The sequence below is a fragment of the Streptomyces sp. NPDC057877 genome (assembly GCF_042796855.1).
GTDB lineage: Bacteria > Actinomycetota > Actinomycetes > Streptomycetales > Streptomycetaceae > Streptomyces.
Window position 1 is genome coordinate 793,648 of sequence record NZ_JBHVMS010000002.1, and the last position, 19,474, is coordinate 813,121.

The 19,474-nt window shown below is 70.2% G+C and carries 15 protein-coding genes; 14 read left to right on the plus strand and 1 reads right to left on the minus strand.

The window, feature by feature from the left end; genetic code table 11:
- Positions 1 to 147 precede the first annotated feature (147 nt).
- Complete coding sequence (locus ACFVQG_RS07455; protein WP_383377847.1) at positions 148 to 870, plus strand: SDR family oxidoreductase; 723 nt, start codon at positions 148 to 150, stop codon at positions 868 to 870.
- A gap of 12 nt (positions 871 to 882) precedes the next feature.
- On the opposite strand, the gene ACFVQG_RS07460 is transcribed toward ACFVQG_RS07455, so the two are convergent.
- Positions 883 to 1,863, minus strand: coding sequence for a YbhN family protein (locus ACFVQG_RS07460; protein WP_383377848.1), 981 nt, complete (start codon positions 1,861 to 1,863; stop codon positions 883 to 885).
- 145 nt (positions 1,864 to 2,008) lie between these two features.
- Here ACFVQG_RS07460 and ACFVQG_RS07465 point away from each other — a divergent pair, with 145 nt between their 5' ends.
- The 13 genes from ACFVQG_RS07465 (at position 2,009) to ACFVQG_RS07525 (ending at position 19,473) form a co-directional block, all read left to right on the plus strand.
- A complete protein-coding gene (locus ACFVQG_RS07465; protein ID WP_383377993.1) occupies positions 2,009 to 3,895 on the plus strand; it encodes an ABC transporter ATP-binding protein in 1,887 nt (628 codons plus the stop codon).
- Positions 3,896 to 4,032: 137 nt separating this feature from the next.
- Positions 4,033 to 4,857, plus strand: coding sequence for an SAM-dependent methyltransferase (locus ACFVQG_RS07470; RefSeq protein ID WP_383377850.1), 825 nt, complete (start codon positions 4,033 to 4,035; stop codon positions 4,855 to 4,857).
- A 99-nt stretch (positions 4,858 to 4,956) separates the two neighbouring features.
- On the plus strand, positions 4,957 to 5,202 hold the full coding sequence (locus tag ACFVQG_RS07475) for a hypothetical protein (protein ID WP_383377852.1): 246 nt from the start codon (positions 4,957 to 4,959) through the stop codon (positions 5,200 to 5,202).
- Positions 5,203 to 5,295: 93 nt separating this feature from the next.
- Positions 5,296 to 6,432 (plus strand): hypothetical protein, encoded by a 1,137-nt coding sequence (locus ACFVQG_RS07480; protein WP_383377853.1) that lies wholly within the window; start codon positions 5,296 to 5,298, stop codon positions 6,430 to 6,432.
- A gap of 128 nt (positions 6,433 to 6,560) precedes the next feature.
- Positions 6,561 to 8,075, plus strand: a complete 1,515-nt coding sequence (locus tag ACFVQG_RS07485) for a Y4yA family PLP-dependent enzyme (RefSeq protein ID WP_383377855.1) — start codon at positions 6,561 to 6,563, stop codon at positions 8,073 to 8,075.
- The gene (locus ACFVQG_RS07490) at positions 8,072 to 9,403 is read left to right on the plus strand and encodes a pyridoxal-phosphate dependent enzyme (protein WP_383377857.1); all 1,332 of its coding nucleotides are present in this window, start codon (positions 8,072 to 8,074) and stop codon (positions 9,401 to 9,403) included. Before ACFVQG_RS07485 ends, ACFVQG_RS07490 begins: the two co-directional genes overlap by 4 nt.
- A gap of 20 nt (positions 9,404 to 9,423) precedes the next feature.
- A complete protein-coding gene (locus ACFVQG_RS07495) occupies positions 9,424 to 10,617 on the plus strand; it encodes an aminotransferase class V-fold PLP-dependent enzyme (RefSeq protein ID WP_383377859.1) in 1,194 nt (397 codons plus the stop codon).
- Between the two features lie 94 nt (positions 10,618 to 10,711).
- Positions 10,712 to 11,482: a class I SAM-dependent methyltransferase gene (locus ACFVQG_RS07500; RefSeq protein ID WP_383377861.1), complete on the plus strand. Its 771-nt coding sequence runs from the start codon at positions 10,712 to 10,714 to the stop codon at positions 11,480 to 11,482.
- A gap of 520 nt (positions 11,483 to 12,002) precedes the next feature.
- Positions 12,003 to 14,375, plus strand: coding sequence for an esterase/lipase family protein (locus ACFVQG_RS07505; protein ID WP_383377863.1), 2,373 nt, complete (start codon positions 12,003 to 12,005; stop codon positions 14,373 to 14,375).
- Positions 14,376 to 14,385: 10 nt separating this feature from the next.
- A complete protein-coding gene (locus ACFVQG_RS07510; RefSeq protein ID WP_383377865.1) occupies positions 14,386 to 15,180 on the plus strand; it encodes a class I SAM-dependent methyltransferase in 795 nt (264 codons plus the stop codon).
- Between the two features lie 774 nt (positions 15,181 to 15,954).
- Positions 15,955 to 17,025 (plus strand): glycoside hydrolase family 43 protein, encoded by a 1,071-nt coding sequence (locus ACFVQG_RS07515; protein ID WP_383377866.1) that lies wholly within the window; start codon positions 15,955 to 15,957, stop codon positions 17,023 to 17,025.
- Between the two features lie 113 nt (positions 17,026 to 17,138).
- Positions 17,139 to 18,152 (plus strand): LacI family DNA-binding transcriptional regulator, encoded by a 1,014-nt coding sequence (locus ACFVQG_RS07520; RefSeq protein WP_383377868.1) that lies wholly within the window; start codon positions 17,139 to 17,141, stop codon positions 18,150 to 18,152.
- A 220-nt stretch (positions 18,153 to 18,372) separates the two neighbouring features.
- Complete coding sequence (locus ACFVQG_RS07525; RefSeq protein ID WP_383377870.1) at positions 18,373 to 19,473, plus strand: ABC transporter substrate-binding protein; 1,101 nt, start codon at positions 18,373 to 18,375, stop codon at positions 19,471 to 19,473.
- Position 19,474: the final 1 nt, after the last annotated feature.

Genomic DNA, 19,474 nt, shown 5'->3' on the forward strand with positions numbered 1-19,474 from the left:
CTGTTCGTACCAGCCGGTCACCCCCCGCCGCCCGCCGGACTTCCCACAGAACAGCGGGAACGCGCCCGGCGGCCGGTGCGCGGCCCCGAGCCGTGCGACCCTGGCCGCAGACGGTGAACGATCATGTCCCGAGCCAAGGAGCCCGACATGGCAGTGCAACCCGGCGACCGCGCACAGGAGTTGCCCGTCGCGGTGGTGACCGGCGCCAACCGCGGCATCGGCCTGGAGGTCGCCCGGCAGCTCGCACGGCGTGACCACCACGTCGTCCTCGGCTCCCGCGACCTGGCCAAGGGCGAGGCGGCAGCCGCCCGGATCGACCCGCGCGGCACCCGCGTCACCGCCGTCCAGCTCGACGTCGCCGACGACGCCAGCGTGGCCGCCATGGCCGACCGGGTCACCCGCGAGCTGGGCCGCGCCGACGTGCTGGTGAACAACGCCGCGATCATGTACGACACCTGGGCGCAGGCCCGCTCCGCCGACCTGGACGAGGTGCAACGCGCCCTGGACACCAACCTGTTCGGTGCCTGGCGGGTCACCCAGGCCCTGCTGCCGCTGCTGCGCAGCAGCCCGCACCCGCGGGTGGTCAACGTCAGCAGCGAGGCCGGGGCCCTGCACTGGATGAGCGGTGGCACGCCCGCGTACAGCGTCTCCAAGGCCGCCCTGAACGCGCTCACCCGCCTGCTCTCCGGCGAACTGCGCCGCCACCGCGTCCTCGTCAACTCCGTCTGCCCCGGCTGGACCGCCACCGACATGGGCGGCGGCGGCCGTCCCGTGCCCGAGGGCGCCGCCGGGGTGGTCTGGGCGGCCACCCTGCCCGACGACGGCCCGACGGGCGGCTTCTTCCGCGACGGCAAGCCCGTCGCCTGGTGATGTCCGGGCCCCTCAGATCACCTTCAGCCGCACCAGCGCCCCCAGCGTCAGCGCCCCCGGCAGCAGCGGCAGCCACACGGTGATGACCCGGTAGGCGAGGACCACGGCCGTCGCCACGGTCACCGGCGCGCCCGCCGCGACCAGGGCCACGATCAGCGCGGCCTCCACCGAGCCCAGGCCGCCCGGGGTCGGTATCAGCGCGACGGCCACCGTGGCGGCGAGATACGCCACGATCATGTGGGTGACCGGCAGATCGAGGCCCAGCGACAACCCCACGGCGACCAGTCCGGCCGCCTGGAGCGTGGGAAAGGCCAGCGAGCCGCCCCACAGCAGCAGCGCGCGGGAGGGCAGGGTGTGCACCGAGCGGGCCTCGCTCAGCGCGGTGCGCAGGAACGACGTCACGGCGGTCCGCACCCGGCGGATCAGCAGCAGCACCACGGCCGTGACGGCGAGCGCGCCGGTCACCGCCGCCAGCAGCGGTCCGAACGTCCCCTCGGGCAGCAGCTCGCCCACGCTCAGCGCGCCCGGGAAGGCGAGCAGCAGACCCAGCAGCAGGCCGACCCGGGCCACCGACTCGGCCAGCAGATACAGCGCGAGCGCCGCCGACGAGCGGGCCAGCGGCACCCCGCACACCGTCATGAACCGCAGGTTGACCGCCCCGGCGCCCAGCCCCGTCGGCAGCAGATGGTTGGCCGCGCCCGCCGCGAACTGCGTGGCCAGCAGCCGGAGCGCGGGCAGCCGCTCGACGAGCGCGCCCTGCCGGGTGACGGCGGCGGCGACCCAGGTCAGACAGGTCGCGCAGACCGCGGCCAGCAGCCACGGCCACCGCGCCGTCCCCAACTGCGCGAAGCCCTCGGCGAGTACGGAGCGATGGCGTACGGCGACCACCGCGACCAGGGCGAGCGGCAGCAGGCCGAGGATCCGGCGTACGGGGAGCCGTCGGAGCAGTTCCCGCGAGGGCCGGGGCGGCCGGGTGAGTCGTAGCGCTGTCACAGCCGAGGAGCGTTTCCGCGCCGCCTGACCCCCGGGTTGCGGGCACGGGGCCGTGGGCTTACGGGTCGGGAGCGGTATGGGCTTGCGGGACTGGTACGGCCTTGACCTCAAGCTTGGTCGAGGTCGTAGGTTGCTCGGCATGAGCATGGAGACCACCGCCTGGACGCAGCTGTACAGCGTCATGAACGCCGAGCGGGAACGCCGCCCCTTCGACCGCGCCACCCTCCGCCGGATCGCCGGGTTCGCGCGCCCGCACCGCCGCCGTATCGCCCTGTTCGTGCTGCTCGGGGTGGCCACCGCGCTGCTCGCCGTCGCCACCCCGGTGCTGGCCGGAAGCGTCGTCGACGTGATCGTGTCGCACGGCGAGGCCGCCACCGTCGTACGCCTCGCCCTGCTGATCGCGGCCATCGCCGTCGCCGAGGCGGCCCTCGGCATCCTCGGGCGGCGGCTGTCCGCGCGGCTCGGCGAGGGGCTCATCCTCGATCTGCGGACGGCCGTGTTCGACCACGTCCAGCGGATGCCGGTCGCGTTCTTCACCCGCACCCGCACGGGGGCGCTCGTCAGCCGACTCAACAACGACGTCATCGGCGCCCAGCGCGCCTTCAGCAACACCCTGTCCGGGGTGGTCAGCAACCTCGTCACGCTGCTGCTCACCCTCGCCGTGATGCTCACCCTGTCCTGGCAGATCACCCTGCTCGCGCTGGTCCTGCTGCCCGTGTTCGTCATTCCGGCCCGGTGGGTGGGCCGCCGGATGGCCCGGATGCAGCGGGAGGCCGCCACGCTCAACGCGGCGATGGGCACCCGGATGACCGAGCGCTTCTCGGCGCCCGGCGCCACCCTGGTCAAGCTGTTCGGGCGGCCCGAGGAGGAGTCCGGGGAGTTCGCCGCCCGCGCCCGCCGGGTCGCCGAGATCGGGGTGCGCACGGCGACCGCGCAGTCCGCGTTCATCACCGCCCTCACCCTGGTCTCCGCGCTCGCGCTGGCCCTGGTCTACGGACTCGGCGGCTGGTTCGCCCTGCGCGGCACCCTGGAGGCGGGCGCCGTGGTCTCCCTCGCGCTGCTGCTGACCCGGCTGTACGCCCCGCTGACCGCGCTCGCCGGGGCGCGCGTGGAGGTGATGAGCGCCCTCGTCAGCTTCGAGCGCGTCTTCGAGGTGCTCGACCTGGAACCGCTCATCAAGGAGAGCCCGGACGCCCGGCAGATCCCCGAGGGCCCCGTGGCGGTCGAGTTCGACGACGTCAGCTTCGGCTACCCGTCCGCCGACAAGGTCTCCCTCGCCTCCCTCGAAGAGGTCGCCTCCCTCGACACCAGGGGCGGCACCGAGGTCCTGCACGGCGTCTCCTTCCGCGCCGAACCCGGCCGGACCGTCGCCCTCGTCGGCTCCTCCGGCGCGGGCAAGTCCACCATCGCGCAACTGCTGCCACGGCTGTACGACGTGGACGCGGGCGCCGTCCGCGTCGGCGGCGTCGACGTGCGCGACCTGAGCGCCGAGTCCCTGCGCGGCACGGTCGGCATGGTCACCCAGGACGGCCACCTCTTCCACGACACCGTCCGCGCGAACCTGCTCCTCGCCCGGCCCGACGCCACCGAGGACGACCTGTGGGACGTTTTGCGCCGGGCCCGCCTGGACGACCTCGTGCGCGCCCTGCCCGACGGCCTGGACACGGTCGTCGGCGAACGCGGCTACCGCTTCTCCGGCGGCGAACGCCAGCGCCTGACCATCGCCCGGCTGCTCCTCGCCCGCCAGCGCGTCGTCATCCTCGACGAGGCCACCGCCCACCTCGACAACACCTCGGAGGCGGCCGTCCAGGAGGCCCTCACCGAGGCCCTGAGGGGCCGTACCGCCCTCGTCATCGCCCACCGGCTGTCCACCGTCCGCGCCGCGGACCTCATCCTCGTCCTGGAATCCGGCCGGATCGTCGAACGCGGCACCCACGAGGAACTGTTGGCCGAGGAAGGCCGTTACGCCGAGCTGTACCGCACCCAGTTCGCCCGTCCCACCGGCGAACTGACGGGAATCGAGGTGGCGTAGCGCACGAGAACACCGGACGGCGAGTGGCTGAAAACATGCGGTACGGGCACGGGTTGTCCGGCAACGGACCCGTGCCCCCGGCAACTTGGCTTAGGTTGACCCTGATCACTGACGCTGAGCCGTGGGAGGCGCTTGCCGTGTCGGACTCCAACCCCCAGATCATCGCTGCCGCGGACATACGCGCCCGCATCGACACGTCCAAGCCGCACTCGGCCCGCTTCTGGAACTACTTCGTCGGCGGCAAGGACAACTACGAGGTCGACCGCGAGATCGGCGAACAGATCAAGGAGATCTTCCCCGGTCTGGTCGACGTGGCGGTGGCCAGCCGGGCCTTCCTCGGCCGTGCCGTGCGCCACCTCGCGGGCGAGGTCGGCCTGCGCCAGTTCCTGGACATCGGCACCGGCCTGCCGACCGCCGACAACACCCACCAGGTCGCCCAGCGGGTCGCCCCGGACGCCCGGATCGTCTACGTCGACAACGACCCCATCGTCCTGGCCCACGCCAACGCCCTGCTGACCAGCACACCGGAGGGCAAGACCGCCTACCTCGACGCCGACCTGTACGACCCGGACTCCGTCCTGGAGGCCGCCGCGGGCACGCTGGACCTCAGCCAGCCGGTCGGCCTGATGATCCTCAACACCCTCGGCCACGTCGCCGACTACGACCGCGCCCGCGGCCTGGTCGACCAGCTGCTGGCGGGCCTCCCGTCCGGCAGCCACCTCGTGATCAGCGACAGCACCGCCACCAGCGAGGGCATGATCGCCGCGTCCGAGGCCTACAACTCCAGCGGCGCCGTCCCGTACTACGTCCGCAGCGTCGACGAGATCGCCGGGTTCTTCGAGGCCCTCGACCTCGTCGAGCCCGGCGTCGTCCAGGTCCCCGCCTGGCGCCCCGAGCCCGGCGATTCGGCCAACCCCTCGCTCGCGGTGGACGCGTACTGCGGAGTGGGCCGCAAGCGCTGAGCCCCGTACGCGCGGTCCCGTCACCGTGGACACCGGCTCCACGGTGACGCCGACCGGCCCGGAGCGCGAACGCCGGGGACACCCTCACCGCGCACGTCGGTGAGGGGACTCCTTCGACTGCTGGCGCACCGCCCAGGCCCCCGCGACCACGATCAGCGCCAGGGCGAGCAGCTGGCGGAGCGTGAGCTGCTCGCCCAGCGCGGCGAAGCCGACGAGCGCGCCCACGGCCGGGTTCGCACCACGGACAGGGCGGTCAAGGACGGCTACTGGCGGTGGCGCTTCACCGGCACCCACACCACCGGCACGGCCAAGGCCACCGGCGACTACGTCGACGTGCGTCCCTGATCCGGCCGCTCCTCCCCACCCGGGCACGGCGGTAAGGATCTCGTAAGGACTCATGATCTTCCGGCGCCGAGCGTTCCGCACCAGGGTGAACCCATGCGAAAGGGATTTCACGCACGCACCTCGACACGCCTCCTGCTGACCCTCGTCACGGCCGCACCCGCCCTCGCCCTGACCACCCCGGCACAAGCGACCGAAACCGCGACGACCTACTCCTACGTCGATCTCGGCGTCCTCGGCACCAACCGCTACGGCGTGGCCATCAGCGTAGGCGTCGGCCTCAACAACGCCCGCCAGGCCGTGGGCCACTCCACCACCACCGGACCCGCCCGGCACGGCTACCTCTGGAGCAACGGGATGCTGCGGGACCTGGCCCCGATCGACCCGGACCCGTTCGCGGGCAGTTCGGCCAACGGCATCAACGACGCCGGGGACGTGGTCGGGCACACATCCGTCACCTCCACGGAGCCCTCCCACGCCTTCGTCTACCGCAACGGCACGATGACCGACCTGGGGACCGGACACGGCCCCGGCAGCGTGAGCAGCGCCAACGACATCAACACCGCCGGGCAGGTCGTCGGCTACCGCGCCGCGACCGTCACGGCACCCGATCGCGCCACGCTGTGGGAGAACGGCACCCTCCGCGACCTGGGCGCGCTGGACCCCGGCACGCCGGACGCCGCCGACCGGGAGAGCGTCGCCCACGCCGTCAACGAGCGCGGCCAGGTGGTCGGTTCCGCGATGCCCGCCTCCGGCGCGCCGCCGCACGGGTTCCTCTGGGAGAACGGCGCGATGCGCGACCTCGGCACCCTCGGCGGCAACGGCGAGGCGACCCAGGCACATGACATCAACGACCTCGGCCAGGTCGTCGGCGTCTCCCCGACCGCCCAGGAACGCCTGCACGCCTTCCTGTGGGACCAGGGCACGATGCGCGACCTCGGCGCCCTCGGGGGGAAGCAGAACTCCAGCCACGCCTACGGCGTCAACGACAGCGGCCAGGTCGTCGGCCTCTCCGGCCTCACCAGCACCACACCGGCGCGGGCGTTCCTCTGGGAACAGGGCAGGATGACCGACCTCAACACCCGGGTGACCGGCCTGCCCGCCGACGTCCTGCTCAGCAGCGCGCGGGCGATCAGTGACGACGGCACGATCCTCGGCACCACCTGCGACTTCAACTGCCCCGCCGACAAGCGCGCTCCGGCACGCGCCTACCTGCTCGTGCCCCACTCCTGATCCCGCCACGCTCGGCCGCGCCGTCGTCGGTCACCGCCCGCTGAGGCTTAGCGGCGCGTGTACCGGGAAACGACTACCTTCGAAACGGTTGTCGCGCGACGGTCGGCCGACGCGGGGAGGGGGCCTCGGTGGACGTGCCCTTGTACCTGAGGCCGCGAGTGGATCCGCCGCTCGCCGAACTGCTGGGCGCCGCACCCTTTCTGCACTCCCTGGTCGACGCGCTCGGATCACCTCTCAACGTGCTGCTCCCCGGCACCGCCGCCGAGAACGCGGCACGCTTCCGCGCCGTCTACCGCCGCCACCACCTCGCCGGGCGGGTGTACTTCGCGCACAAGGCCAACCGCTCCGCCGCCCTGCTGCGCCGCCTCGCCGTGGAGGACCCGGCCGCCGTCGGCGTCGACGTCGCCTCCCTGGAGGAGCTGCGGCACGCCCTGGGCAGCGGCTTCACCGGGGACCGCATCATGGCCACCGGCCCCAAGGACCCGGAGTTCCTGTGGCTGGCCGCCCGCGTCGGAGCGACCGTCAACCTCGACTCGCCCGGCGAGCTGGACCAACTGGCCCTGCTGGTACGCAAGTACGGGCTCGGCCGGGTCCAGGTGCTGGCCCGCCTGTCCGGGTTCGAGTCCGCCGACGCCCACGGCGGCGCGGGCACCCGGCTGCTCTCCCGCCGCAGCCGCTTCGGCACCCCGCTGCGGGACGCCGAGGCGCTGCTGTCCACCGTGGAACGGCACCTGGACGCCGTAGAACTGGCCGGTGTCGCCTATCACCTGGACACCACCGGAGTGGAGGAGAAGGTCCGTGCGCTCGAGCGGTGCGTGCTGTTCATGGACGAGTGCCGGGGCCGGGGGCTGAGCCCGCGAGCCGTCGACATCGGTGGCGGGTTCGGGGTCGGATACGTCGCCGACGCGGGGGAGTGGGAGCGCTGGACCACCGCGCTCAGCGAGGCGGTGCTCGGCTCCCGCCCGCCCCTGACCTGGCGCGGCCACGGCTACGGCCTGCGCAACGAGGGCGGCACCGTGCGCGGGACCGCCGCGCTCTACCCCGGCCACCGGCCCACCGCGGGCCCCGGCTACCTCGACGAACTCCTCGCCACACCCGCCCCGGTCCTGGGCCGCCCGCCCGCCACCCTCCTCCTGGAGCACCTCCACGACCTGCACATAGAACCCGGCCGCGCCCTGGCCGACCAGTGCGGGCTGTCCCTGGCCCGGGTCCTGGACGTACGGCCCACGGACGAGGGCCACCTCGTGCGCCTCGGCATGAACTCCGGGGACATGACCCTGGAGCAGCACGGCGTCCTCGTGGACCCCGTCCTGCTGCCGCGCGCCGCAGCGGACCCTCTGCCGCCGCCTGACGCACCGGGGGACGGCGAGGAAGGACCGGTCGGTGTCTTCCTCGCCGGGAACCTCTGCCTGGAGGCCGATCTGATCACCCGCCGCATGGTCTTCCTGCCCCGGCTGCCCCGCACGGGAGATCTGCTGGCCTTCGTCAACACCGCCGGTTACGCGATGGACTTCCACGCCCACCACGCGCAGCGGCAGCCGGTCGCGCGGACGGTGGCCGTGGAGAGGGAGGGCGGATCCTGGCGCTGGTGCCTGGACGAGGAGTACTGGCCGATCACTCACCCGGGGGGAACGCCCGCATGAGGTACGACAGCATCACCGAGGCCATCGGCAACACACCGCTGGTGCGCATCGACCCCGCCGTGCACGGGCTGCGCGGCATCGACCTCTACGCGAAGCTGGAGATGCTCAACCCGTTCGGGTCCGTCAAGGACCGCCCCGCCTGGCACATGGCCCGCCCGCATCTGGAGGCCGGAGGTGACGGGACGGTCGTGGAACTGTCCAGCGGCAACACCGCCAAGGCCCTCGCCCTGCTGGCCGGGCTGCACGGGCGGACGTTCAAGAGCGTCACCAACCGGATGCGCGTACCCGAGATCAAGGACCTGCTGCTGCTTCTCGGCGCCGAGATCGAGGAGCTGCCGGGCCGCAGCGAGTGCCTCGACCCGACCGACACCGACGATCCGCTCACCCACTTCCACCGGGCGCTGACCCGGCCCGACAGCACCCATCTGCACACCGACCAGTACTTCAACCCGCGCAACGTCGAGGCGCACGCGGTGGGCACCGGGCCCGAGATCCTCAAGGACCTCGACGGACGGGCCCCGGACTGGTTCATCGCCTGTGTGGGCACGGCCGGTTCGTCGACCGGGGTCGCCCGCGTGCTGCGCGAGCACGACCCCCAGACGCGCGTCGTCGGCCTGGTCGCCGACAAGTCGGACTTCATCCCGGGCATCCGCACCCTCGACGAGGTCCACCAGGTGGGCCTGTTCGACCCGGCGACCTACGACACCATCGCGCCGGTGACCTCCGGCGAGGCCATCGACGGGATGATCACCCTCATCCGCCGCTGCGGACTGCTGTCGGGCCCGACGGGCGGCGCCGCCTACCACGGGGCCGTCCGCCACCTGCGGGCCGTCGACGCGGACCTGGCGGACTCCGGGCGCCGCCAGACCGCCGTGTTCATCGTCTGCGACCGGGCCGAGAGCTATCTGAGCTATGTCCGCGCCCGCCGCCCCGAACTCCTCGGCCGGACCGGCCGAACGCCCACCACCACGGCCCTCACCGACGCCGAGGCGCGCGCCGGGGCCCGCGTCATCGGCGCCGACGACGCCCGCCGCTGGACCACCACGGGCGATCCCCGCCCCCTCGTCGTCGACCTGCGCAGCCCGCACGCCTACGCCGCCCTGCACATCGAGGGCTCGGTCAACATCGTCGACGAACTCTTCGAGGAACTGCTCCGCGGCGGACTCCCCTTCAGCAAGCGCACCCCGGTCCTGCTGGCCTGCCCCGTCGGCGAGAAGTCACTGCGCTACGCCGCCCTGCTGACCCGGATGGGACACCCCGACGTGCGCAGCCTGGCGGGCGGCATCGTCGGCTGGCGGGACGCGGGCGCCCCGCTGGTGCGTGAATGAGCACCCGGCCGGGGACCGACGTGAGTGAAGGAGCGCTCGGGCGGGGCGAGCTACGGGACCAGTTCCCGATCCTCACCGCCCACCCGGAGCTGGCCTACCTCGACAGCGCGGCGACCGCCCAGAAGCCGCGCGCCGTCCTGGACGCCGTACAGACCTACCTCACCACCACCAACGCCAACGCGGGCCGCGGCACCTACCCCTGGGCCAACCGCACCACGGAGCTGGTCGAGGCGGTCCGGCAGCGGGTCAGGGAGTTCCTCCACGACCCCGAACCCGCCCGCTCCACCGTCCACTTCACCGGCGGCACCACCGAGGGCCTGCGCGCCGTCGCCCGCGACTGGCTCGTCCCCCTCCTCCGCGACGGCGACGAGATCCTCGTACCCTTCACCGACCACCGGGCCAACCTCGACCCCTGGCAGGAGGCCCAGCGCCTGCTGGCCGAGCGCGGCACCAGCGTCAGGGTGCGCGCACTGCCGTACCAGCCGTCCTCGGGCGACTACGACCACCGCGCCCTGGGCGACGTCATCGGCCCCCGGACCCGTTTCGTGGCCGCCACCCACGTCCACCACGTCTACGGCGGCGACATGAACGTGCACCGCATCCGCGCCGCGGTCGGACCGGACGTACCGATCTGCCTGGACGCGGCGCAGAGCGTGGGCCACCAGCCGGTCCGCCTCGACGACCCGGACCTGGACGTGGACTTCGTGGTCTTCTCGGGCCACAAGGCGATGGCCCTGCCCGGCACGGGAGCGGTCTGGGCGCGCAACGCCCGCGGGCCCGCGTTCGAGCCGACCGGCTGGCAGGGCACGCCCAACACGGTCGGCATCGTGTCCCTGGGTGCCGCGCTGGACTGGCTCGACGCGGTCGGCCCCGACCGCATCGCGCGCTGGACGACCGCTCTCACCACCCGGCTCACCGACCGGCTGCGCCACCTCGCCCCGTACGAGATCCTGGGCTGCCCGACGAGCCTCGCCGCGGACGCGCCGCTGCCCCCGGCCCAGCGCCGCCACGGCATCGTCACCTTCCGGCACCGCGAGATCCCCTCCGACGACCTCGGGTTCATCCTCTACAGCCACGGCTTCATGGTGCGCGCCGACAGCCTCTGCCAGGCGGGCGCGGACGAGCGGGACGGATCGGTGCGGGTGAGTCTGCACGTGTACAACACGGTGGAGGAGATCGACCGTCTCTCGGCCGTACTGACCTCGCTCGTGTGACGCAGCCTCACCACAGGGCAAGTGATAACCGTTTCCACCTGTAGATTCGGACGCGTCCCGACAAGGTGAGAGACGAAAGAGGTGGCGCGACCAGATGGGCCTGAGCATGGCGGCGGCCAGGACGTGGGTGGAGCGCTGGGAGCGGCAGCAGCAGCGGTACGCGGTCGACCGCGAGGAGAGGTTCACCGTGATCGCCGATGTCGTCGAGCACGGCACGGCGGGACGCGCCCGGCCCCTCCTGCTCGACCTGGGCTGCGGCCCGGGCTCCCTGGCCGCCAGACTCGCCGCGCGCCTGCCGCACGCGGAGATCGTCGCCGTCGACATGGACCCCCTGCTCCTGGAGCTGGGCCGCACCCACCACGCCAACGCCGCCCGCTACGTCGACACCGTGATCGGCGCCGACGGCTGGACCGACGCCCTCGGCCTGCGCCGCCCCCTGGACGCCGCCGTGTCGACGACGGCCCTGCACTACCTCCCCGAGCCGGTCCTCCAACGCACCTACCACGCCCTCGCGACCCTCCTGCGTCCCGGCGGCGTCCTCGTCAACGGCGACCACTTCCCCCCGGACGCGGCGCCCTGCGCGGCCATCACCGCCCACGTGGGCCACCGCCACGCCGAGCGAACCGGCGGCCACGCCCACGAGGACTGGCGTTCCTGGTGGACCGCGGCGTCCCAGGACCCCGAACTCGCCGACCTGTTCACCGAACGCGAGCAGCGCCTGAGGGCCTACGACGGCGGGGGCGGGGACCAGCTCTCGGTGGAACGTCATGCGCGGTTGCTGCGGGGGGCGGGGTTCAGTCAGGTGGTGCCGGTGTGGCGGTTCGGGGACAGCGCGGTTCTGGTGGCGGTGCGGGGGGACCTGTGAGCAACAAGTCCTTCGCGCCAGCCAGTTGAGACACCGGACACCTCTCTCAACAGGGAGCCTTGGCCGTTGCGGACGACTGCCTCAGCCCCCGATCAGTGGCAGACTGAAAGGCCTCGCTGACACCGACGCAGCGAAGCGACCTGGTCGCCGGAACTCGACGGCCAGCTCGGCGACCGGGATCCGCACTTCCCGCCCGCGGGTGAGCACGTCTTTGACCGACCATGCTCTGAGCCTGTGTTACGAGGCGACACCGGTCGCGCCATGTCCTTGCTACGATGAATCAGGCTTCCCCTTGGAGTGGATCTTGGTTGAAGTTCGTCGCGTCGGAGACAGTCAATCCACTTCGTTAGATGTTGTGCTGCTTCATGGTCTCGGCGGCGATTGGCACGGGACATGGACATCCAAAGGGCCAAAAGGCGCGCAGTTGTCCTGGCCTGTCTGGCTCGCGCAAAACGATTCCCGATTCGCCGTATGGTGCGTGAACTACCCGGCCGCGGTCACCCGGTGGCAAGGGGAGAGCATGCCCATACGGGACCGGGCCACCAGTGTTCTCGCCGCCCTTCGAGACGGACACGACATCGGCAGTCGGCCGTTCATTCTTGTCGGTCACAGCCTCGGCGGACTGGTGATCAAGCAGATCGTCAGGCACAGCGACACCATGGGCGATCAGTTTTCGGGTTTCGCCGACCACCTCGCGGGGGTCGTCTTCTTCTCAACCCCTCATACAGGATCCGGACTCGCCACCCTGCTGAGCTACCTGAAGGCCGTGCGGTCGACGCCGCTGGTCAGGGAACTGGCCACTGATCAGGCGTATCTCCGCGAGCTGGACGACTGGTACCGAAACTACGCAGCGCGCAGAGGACTTGCCCATCTGAGTTTTTACGAAACCCAAGACACCAAGGGGTTGCGGGTGGTGGGTGAGTCTTCGGGAGATCCTCATCTTCCCGGATCCACAGCCATTCCGGTGGACGCTGACCACCGCACCGTCTGCAAATTCTCCGACAGTTCCGATGTCACCTACGCTCAGGTGCGACGCTTCCTCGTGCGTCGCGTCGAGGAGACGGCTCCTCCCGTGGTGGTCGCGCCCGTACGGTCCACGAGGGGCGACGAATGGACGGACGCTGACGCCGTGGCCGACAAGGTCCTGCTGGGACTGTTGTCGGAGCAGTTGCCGAGTGGGGGCTGGGCCCGATCCCTTGCCCGCTGGATGACGGCATACGCAAGCGCCTCGGAGATGCAGGCCCCCGCCAGACCACCCATGCGTCTCCACGGAGGCATCGATGTCACTTGCGCTGCGCTCAACGGACTTGTCTCGACGAGCGACGGCAGCACGGAGCGTCTGCGCACTGCCCTGCAGGAATCACTGTGGGCTGGCACCAACTTCCTGAGAGAGCGCACGTCGAGTGGAGGTGCAGTCGGCGCCACCATCCAGACCCGCACTGCTCCCACGGAGGTGCGTATACGGCACACGGCCATCACTCTGGCCACCCTGCTGAGGTTACAGCGCGGATTCGGTGAGACGCGTCCCTATCCTGAGGTCGTGCGCAGTGCCAAGTACCTGGTGGAACATCTGGGTCACTGGCGACTCGACACATCGGGAACATTCGGGATGATGGCCGGGGCATGGGCCCTGTATGAGTTCTTGACGAACGAGGACCGGATTCTGGGTCCGCATCTCTCGGAAGATCTACAGAACACTCTGGCGACCACCGTCGACGAAATGGCCCAGGAGGTGGAGAAGCGGGTATCGGCGGCGTCCGCAGGGACTTCAACGCACTCCGCCTGCGCCCGCTTCGGAGCTTACGGGAATATGTCGGCACTGGCCCAGTCGAGCTTCCTTTTCAGTGCCAAGCAGGTCACCTCTCTCCAACTGGGGCGCAGATCGCTTGGACTGGCTCAGCGGTACATGCATGAACAGATCATCGCGACATGCCAGAGGATCGCGCTGGCCGTAGTGGAGGGGGATGTCTCGCGTGACGGGCTCCTCACGGTCCCCACCCCGAACGGTCCTCAGCCCGACATCGGCCTGAGTGTCCAGGCGCTGTCGGTCTTCGACGACCTCCGCGTCGCCGACCACGCGGATGACACGACAGCCATGGCAAGCAGCATTCTGCGGCTTGGTCTGGACCGAGCGTTCCGGTCGACCGACGAAGTGGATATCCAGGCAAAGCTCAAGTACACCCATGGTGTCCAATTCGTTGGGCTTCTGCAGGACCCGGCCGTTGCGAACGCCCTCCGAACTGATCGAGCACTGTACCTGACGGTCGCTCGGACGAGTCGAAGAACTCTCAGTCAACGTGACATCGTCGCCGTACAGAACGGTGGAGTCTGGGCAAGAGCGTGGTCGCGGACACTGGAGAACGGCTACTTCGTGCAGCAGGAGGTGAGCCCGGCGGTCACTACCGCATGGCGTCCGCAGCGGTCCACGGTGGAGGCGGTTCTCCGGTTGCTTCCCGCGAATACCGAGTCGAGGATTCTCTGGTTCACGGGTGAAGCGGAGGCTGCGGTTGGCCTGGTGCCGGTACCGCGGCCGAACCTGGTCAGGTCGGATTTTCCTGAACGAACGGAATCGGCTTGCCCGGCGACTCGCGGCGGTGCTGATCTGGTCTACCTGCCGACCGCCGCCACCTCTTCCACCATCCGTGCACTCCGCTCGGCGTTGAGTTTCGCCAGGAACCGCATGGCTGATGCCAACTCGCAGGCGGTTTTATGTATTCGCTTCGGTGATCACCGATTGACCTCCGAGAGCAACGAGGGAATCCTGTTCCTGGAGAACAGTGCACAGTTGGAGCGTCTTCTCCACGACTGCCGACTCAGACTGCTCGGCATCGACAACACAGGTGAATCCCTGGACGGGACCGAATCGGTCATCAGATTCTCCGCAACCACCTGAGGGTCCGATCATGGGGGTGACGATGAAGTCCGGGGAGTACAAGACCATGGATCGCCTTGCCGTGCGGCAGCGCGTCCACCTGCTCTACAGCGAACCACCCGACGACATCGAGAAGACCACCCTTTCATTCGTCCCAGTGGGGGAAGACGCGTCGGTGCTGGACGTCGGCTGTGGAACGGGCACCTTCCTCGCCCGGCTCTCGCATCCGCACGTGACTGGACGAGTTCTCGGGCTCGACATATCGGAGGCCGCTGTGGCAAGTGTGGCCACTCGCGGGATCCCGGCCGTGCGCGGTGACATCTACCGCCTTCCGTTCCAGGACGGTGAGTTCGACTTCGTCTTTGCCCGGCATATGTTGGACCACATCCAGAGGGTCCCCGATGCCCTTCGGGAGTGCCATCGGGTCCTCAAGCGATCCGGGGTGTTCGTTGCCGTGATCAACGACGCTTCGCAGGCTCCACTGCTGAGCGATCTCATCGCACGGACCGTGAAATCACATGGAGTCGAGGTCCCCGCGAGTGCCCGACCGGATGTTGACTCCGGAAACCTTCCGACGATGGTGCAGCAGGTGTTCGGAAATGTTCGAGTCGAAAAAGTGTCAGGCTTCCTCGTATTCCCCGAGCCGTACCCTCTTGTGGAGTTCGCGATATCGCTTCTCCATTTCTACGGTGTTTCCGTTGAAAGCATGGAATATCCTGCGGTGTGCGCCTCGATCTCGCATGAGATAAATAACCGATTCCTGCAGACAGGCGCCTCGTGGCGCGACAGGAAAGGCTATTCCGTCAGCGTGGGGATTAAGGGCTGACATACGCCGGTGACGCGGCTGCTGTACTTCTTCGCCGCGCCTTGCCCGTTCTGTCTGCAGGCACCGAGGTGTTTCGGTGTAGGCACGACACTCGCCCGTAGCCCGTAGCCCGTAGCCCGTAGCCCGTAGCCCGTAGCCCGTAGCCCGTAGCCCGTAGCCCGTAGCCCGTAGCCTGTAGCCCGTAGCCCGTAGCCCGTAGCCCACAACTCGCAACTGGCTTCGGCTTCTCCGTCGGTCGTGCCCGCCGTCGTGGTGCAGCCATGGTGCGTCGCCTCCGCTTCGGAGGTCTCCGGCAGGTGCCGCTGCTGGCCGTCGTGGGAGCGCCGCTGGTCTCGGCCCGGCGAGCCTCAAAGGGCCTCCCGCGTCCGTCGTTCGGGCCGCGGCCTGCGGATTCCGTCAGCTTGATCGGCTACACCACTCGGCGGGGACGCCCTCTCCGCGTCGGCACCGCCCACGCCTACACGGCCGCGGTGATCCGTCTGCTCACCGATCACGAGCCCGGCCTCCCGCGCGCGCTGCCCGAAGCCGACCCCGAGCGGGAAGACGGAAAGAGGCCAGTGAATCCGTAGCGGATTGTTGACATGTTCAGGGCCGGTCAGGATGCTGAGTGCCAGTCACTTCTCCATCGATGTAAACCCGTACGCGTGAACCTCCCGGCGTGACCCGGCCACGTCGCCCCCCACGGCGCCATCATGACCGCACGTCGTCTCCTCTCCTCACCCGCGTTCCGCCGTCGGCACGCCGACGGTGGAGACCCCACCACGGAACGGGACCATGAAGCTCTCCCGACTGATCCACGGCGTGCTCGCCGTTGCCCTGGCAGGCGTGCTCGCCGCCGTGTTGTCCCTGACGTCCGCCGAGCCCGCACGCGCGGACCAGACCTCGTTGCGGGCCGCCGATCCGAGTGTGATCCGGGTCGGCTCCACCTATGTCGCCGTGCGGTCGACCGGTGACGGTGTCGCCGTGCGGCAGGCCCCGTCGACGGCCCAGCTGGCCACGGCGCCCGACCGGCGGGTGTGGACCAACCCCGGCAACCTGCCGGAGGTCTGGGCCCCGGAGATCGTGCTGGAGGGCGGCCGTTACCACATCTACTTCGCGGCCGGGGCCGGGGCGTCCCGCCGGATGTACGCGATCAGCTCGACCAGTCCGGACGGCGGCTACACGGCCGCGACCAAGGTGGCCCTGCCGGACGACAAGTGGGCCATCGACGGCGTCCTGTTCACCTTCAACGGCCAGCGCTGGTTCGTCTGGTCCGGGTGGGCCGGGGACACCAACGTCGAGCAGAACATCTACGTCGCCCGGATGAGCAGCCCGACCACGGCCACCGGCGCGCGGCACATCATCTCGCAGCCGAGGGAGGGCTGGGAGCGGGTGGTCGGCAACCCGTACATCAACGAGGCTCCCCAGCCGATCAGGGATCCGAACGGGCAACTGCACATCGTGTACTCGGCCAACGGGAGCTGGAGCGAGCAGTACTGTCTGGCCGACCTGCGGCTGCGGGCGGGGGGCGACCCGACGTACGTATGGGACTGGTACAAGTCCAACGGCTGTCTGTTCGGCTCCAACCGTGCCACGATGATGCCCGGCTGGGACCCGACGCTGCACGTCAACGGCCCCGGCCACCACAGCTTCGTCCTGCTGAACGGCGACATCGGCACCAGCCCGCCCGCCGGTCCGACGTTCCCCATGATGTTCCACGCGGTGCCGAAGGGGACGCCGTACTCCTGGGAGAACCGGTACTGGTACACCGGTACCTTCTGCTGGTGGGGCAACACCACCTACAGCCGCGCCCATGTGCCGGGGCCGAACACGGACACCGGCTGGGGGCTGAAGTTCTTCGAGTGAGGTCGGCTGCCGGGCGTTGGCTTGTCAATGGGGTCGCGCGAATGTATAACACCGGGGGTATCGTGCGTATAACGTTGTAAATGGCGCGTGCCAGAGGTCAGGAAGGGATTGACGTGCGAGTCAGCCTCAAGGACGTCGCCGCCCATGCGGGGGTCTCCATCAAGACCGTCTCCAACGTGGTGAACAACTACCAGCACGTCACCCCCGCGATGCGCGAGCGCGTCCAGCGCTCCATCGACGCGCTCGGCTACCGGCCCAACCTGGCCGCCCGGCACCTGCGCAAGGGGCGCACCGGCATCATCGCCCTCGCCCTGCCCGAGCTGGGCAACCCCTACTTCGCCGAACTCGCCGCCGCCGTCATCGACACGGCCGCCGAGCACGACTACATCGTGCTGCTCGACCACACCGGCGGCCGACGGGAGCAGGAGATCCTGGTCAGCCAGGGTTTCCGGGCCCGGGTCATCGACGGGCTGATCCTCAGCCCCATCGAGCTGGAGACCGAGGACCTGCGCGACCGCGCGGACGTCCCCCTGGTGCTGATCGGCGAGCGCGACTACGACCTGCCCTACGACCACATCGCCATCGACAACGTCGCCGCCGCCCGCGCCGCCGTCCGGCATCTGATCGACCTCGGGCGCCGCGAGGTGGCGTTCATCGGCGCCCGGGGCGGGCGCAGCGAGCCCGCCCAGCTCCGGGTGCGCGGCTGGCGCGAGGAACTGACCGCCGCCGGACTGCCCGCCGACGCCGGGCTGGTGGCGGCCACCGACGGCTGGGGGCACGCCGACGGCGCGGCGGCCATGTCCCGCCTGCTGGACGCCGGGCGGCGTCCCGACGCGGTGTTCGCCTACAACGACCCGATGGCCATCGGCGCGATGCGCGTGCTCCACGAGCGCGGCCTGCGGGTGCCGGAGGACATCGCGGTGGTCGGCTTCGACGATGTGATCGAGGGCCGGTTCGGCGCCGTGACGCTGACGTCCGTGTCGCCGGACAAGGAGGCCATCGGGCGGCTCGCGGTGGAGTCGGTGCTGGCCAGGCTGGGCGGCGCGGCCCCCGAACCCCGCCGTATCCGGGCGGACTACCGGCTGGTGGAGCGGGAGAGCACGCTGGGCCGTCGCTCCGGCGGCTGACCCGACGCCGTTTCCTTCGGCGCGTATCGCCCCTTTTCACCCCCCGGTTCTTTCGACATCCCGAACACACCTCGTGCGCAAGGGGTTTACAGCATCCTTCCAACGATGTAAAAACCTGATGCGGCGGACCTGACAACGTTCGCACCCGGGGGGGGGGACCGCCTCCGCGTCCCTCCGCCTCCCCAGTTCCCTGCCAGCGTCACCCGGATCGGGGTCACCAATGCAGCGCTTCCCTCACCGTCCTCAGCTCCTCGCCCGCCCCGCGGCGGTGGCCCTCGCCGCCGCCCTGGCCCTGACCGCCACCGCCTGCGCCAAGTCGGAGGACGACGCCTCCGGGGACACGCGGCAGTCCTCCACGGCCACCGCCGACACCCAGCAGAAGGTCGTCAAGCCCAAGCCCGGCAGCAAGAACTGCACCGTCGACGCCTACGGCGGCGAGAAGATCGACCTCGCCAACGCCACCGTCGGCTTCTCCCAGTCGGAGAAGGAAGCCAACCCCTTCCGCATCGCCGAGACCCAGTCGATCAAGGACGAGGCGAAGAAGAGAGGGGTCAAACTACTGACGGCCAACGCCCAGTCGCAGTTCTCCAAGCAGATCAGCGACGTCCAGGACCTGCTCGCCAAGGGTGCCGACCTGCTGGTCATCGCCCCGCTCAACTCCGATGGCTGGGACCCCGTGCTGCAGGCCGCCGCCGCCAAGAAGGTCCCGATCGTCACCATCGACCGCAAGATCAACGCCGAGGCCTGCAAGGACTACGTCTCCTTCATCGCCTCGGACTTCGTCGAGCAGGGCCGCCGCGCCGCGGACCAGATGATCGAGGCGACCGGCGGCAAGGGCGAGGTCGCGATCCTGCTCGGCTCGGCCGGGAACAACGTCACCACCGAGCGCACCCAGGGCTTCAAGGAGCGCATCGCCGAGAAGGCCCCGGACCTGAAGGTCGTCTTCGAGCAGACCGGCGACTTCGCCCGCGAGAAGGGCCAGCAGGTCACCGAGCAGCTCATCCAGTCCGAGCCCGGCATCAAGGGCATCTACGCCGAGAACGACGAGATGGGCCTCGGCGCGGTCGCCGCCCTCAAGGGCGCGGGCAAGAAGGCCGGTGACGTCAAGATCATCACCGTCGACGGCACCCGCAACGCCGTCCAGGGCATCGTCGACGGCTGGATCAGCGGCGTCATCGAGTCCAACCCGCGCTTCGGCCCGCTGGCCTTCCAGACGCTGGACACCTTCACCCAGGGCGAGGCAGTCCCCCAGGACGTCATCATCGAGGACGGCGCCTACGACGCGGACAACGCCGAGCAGGACCTCGGCAAGGCCTACTGAG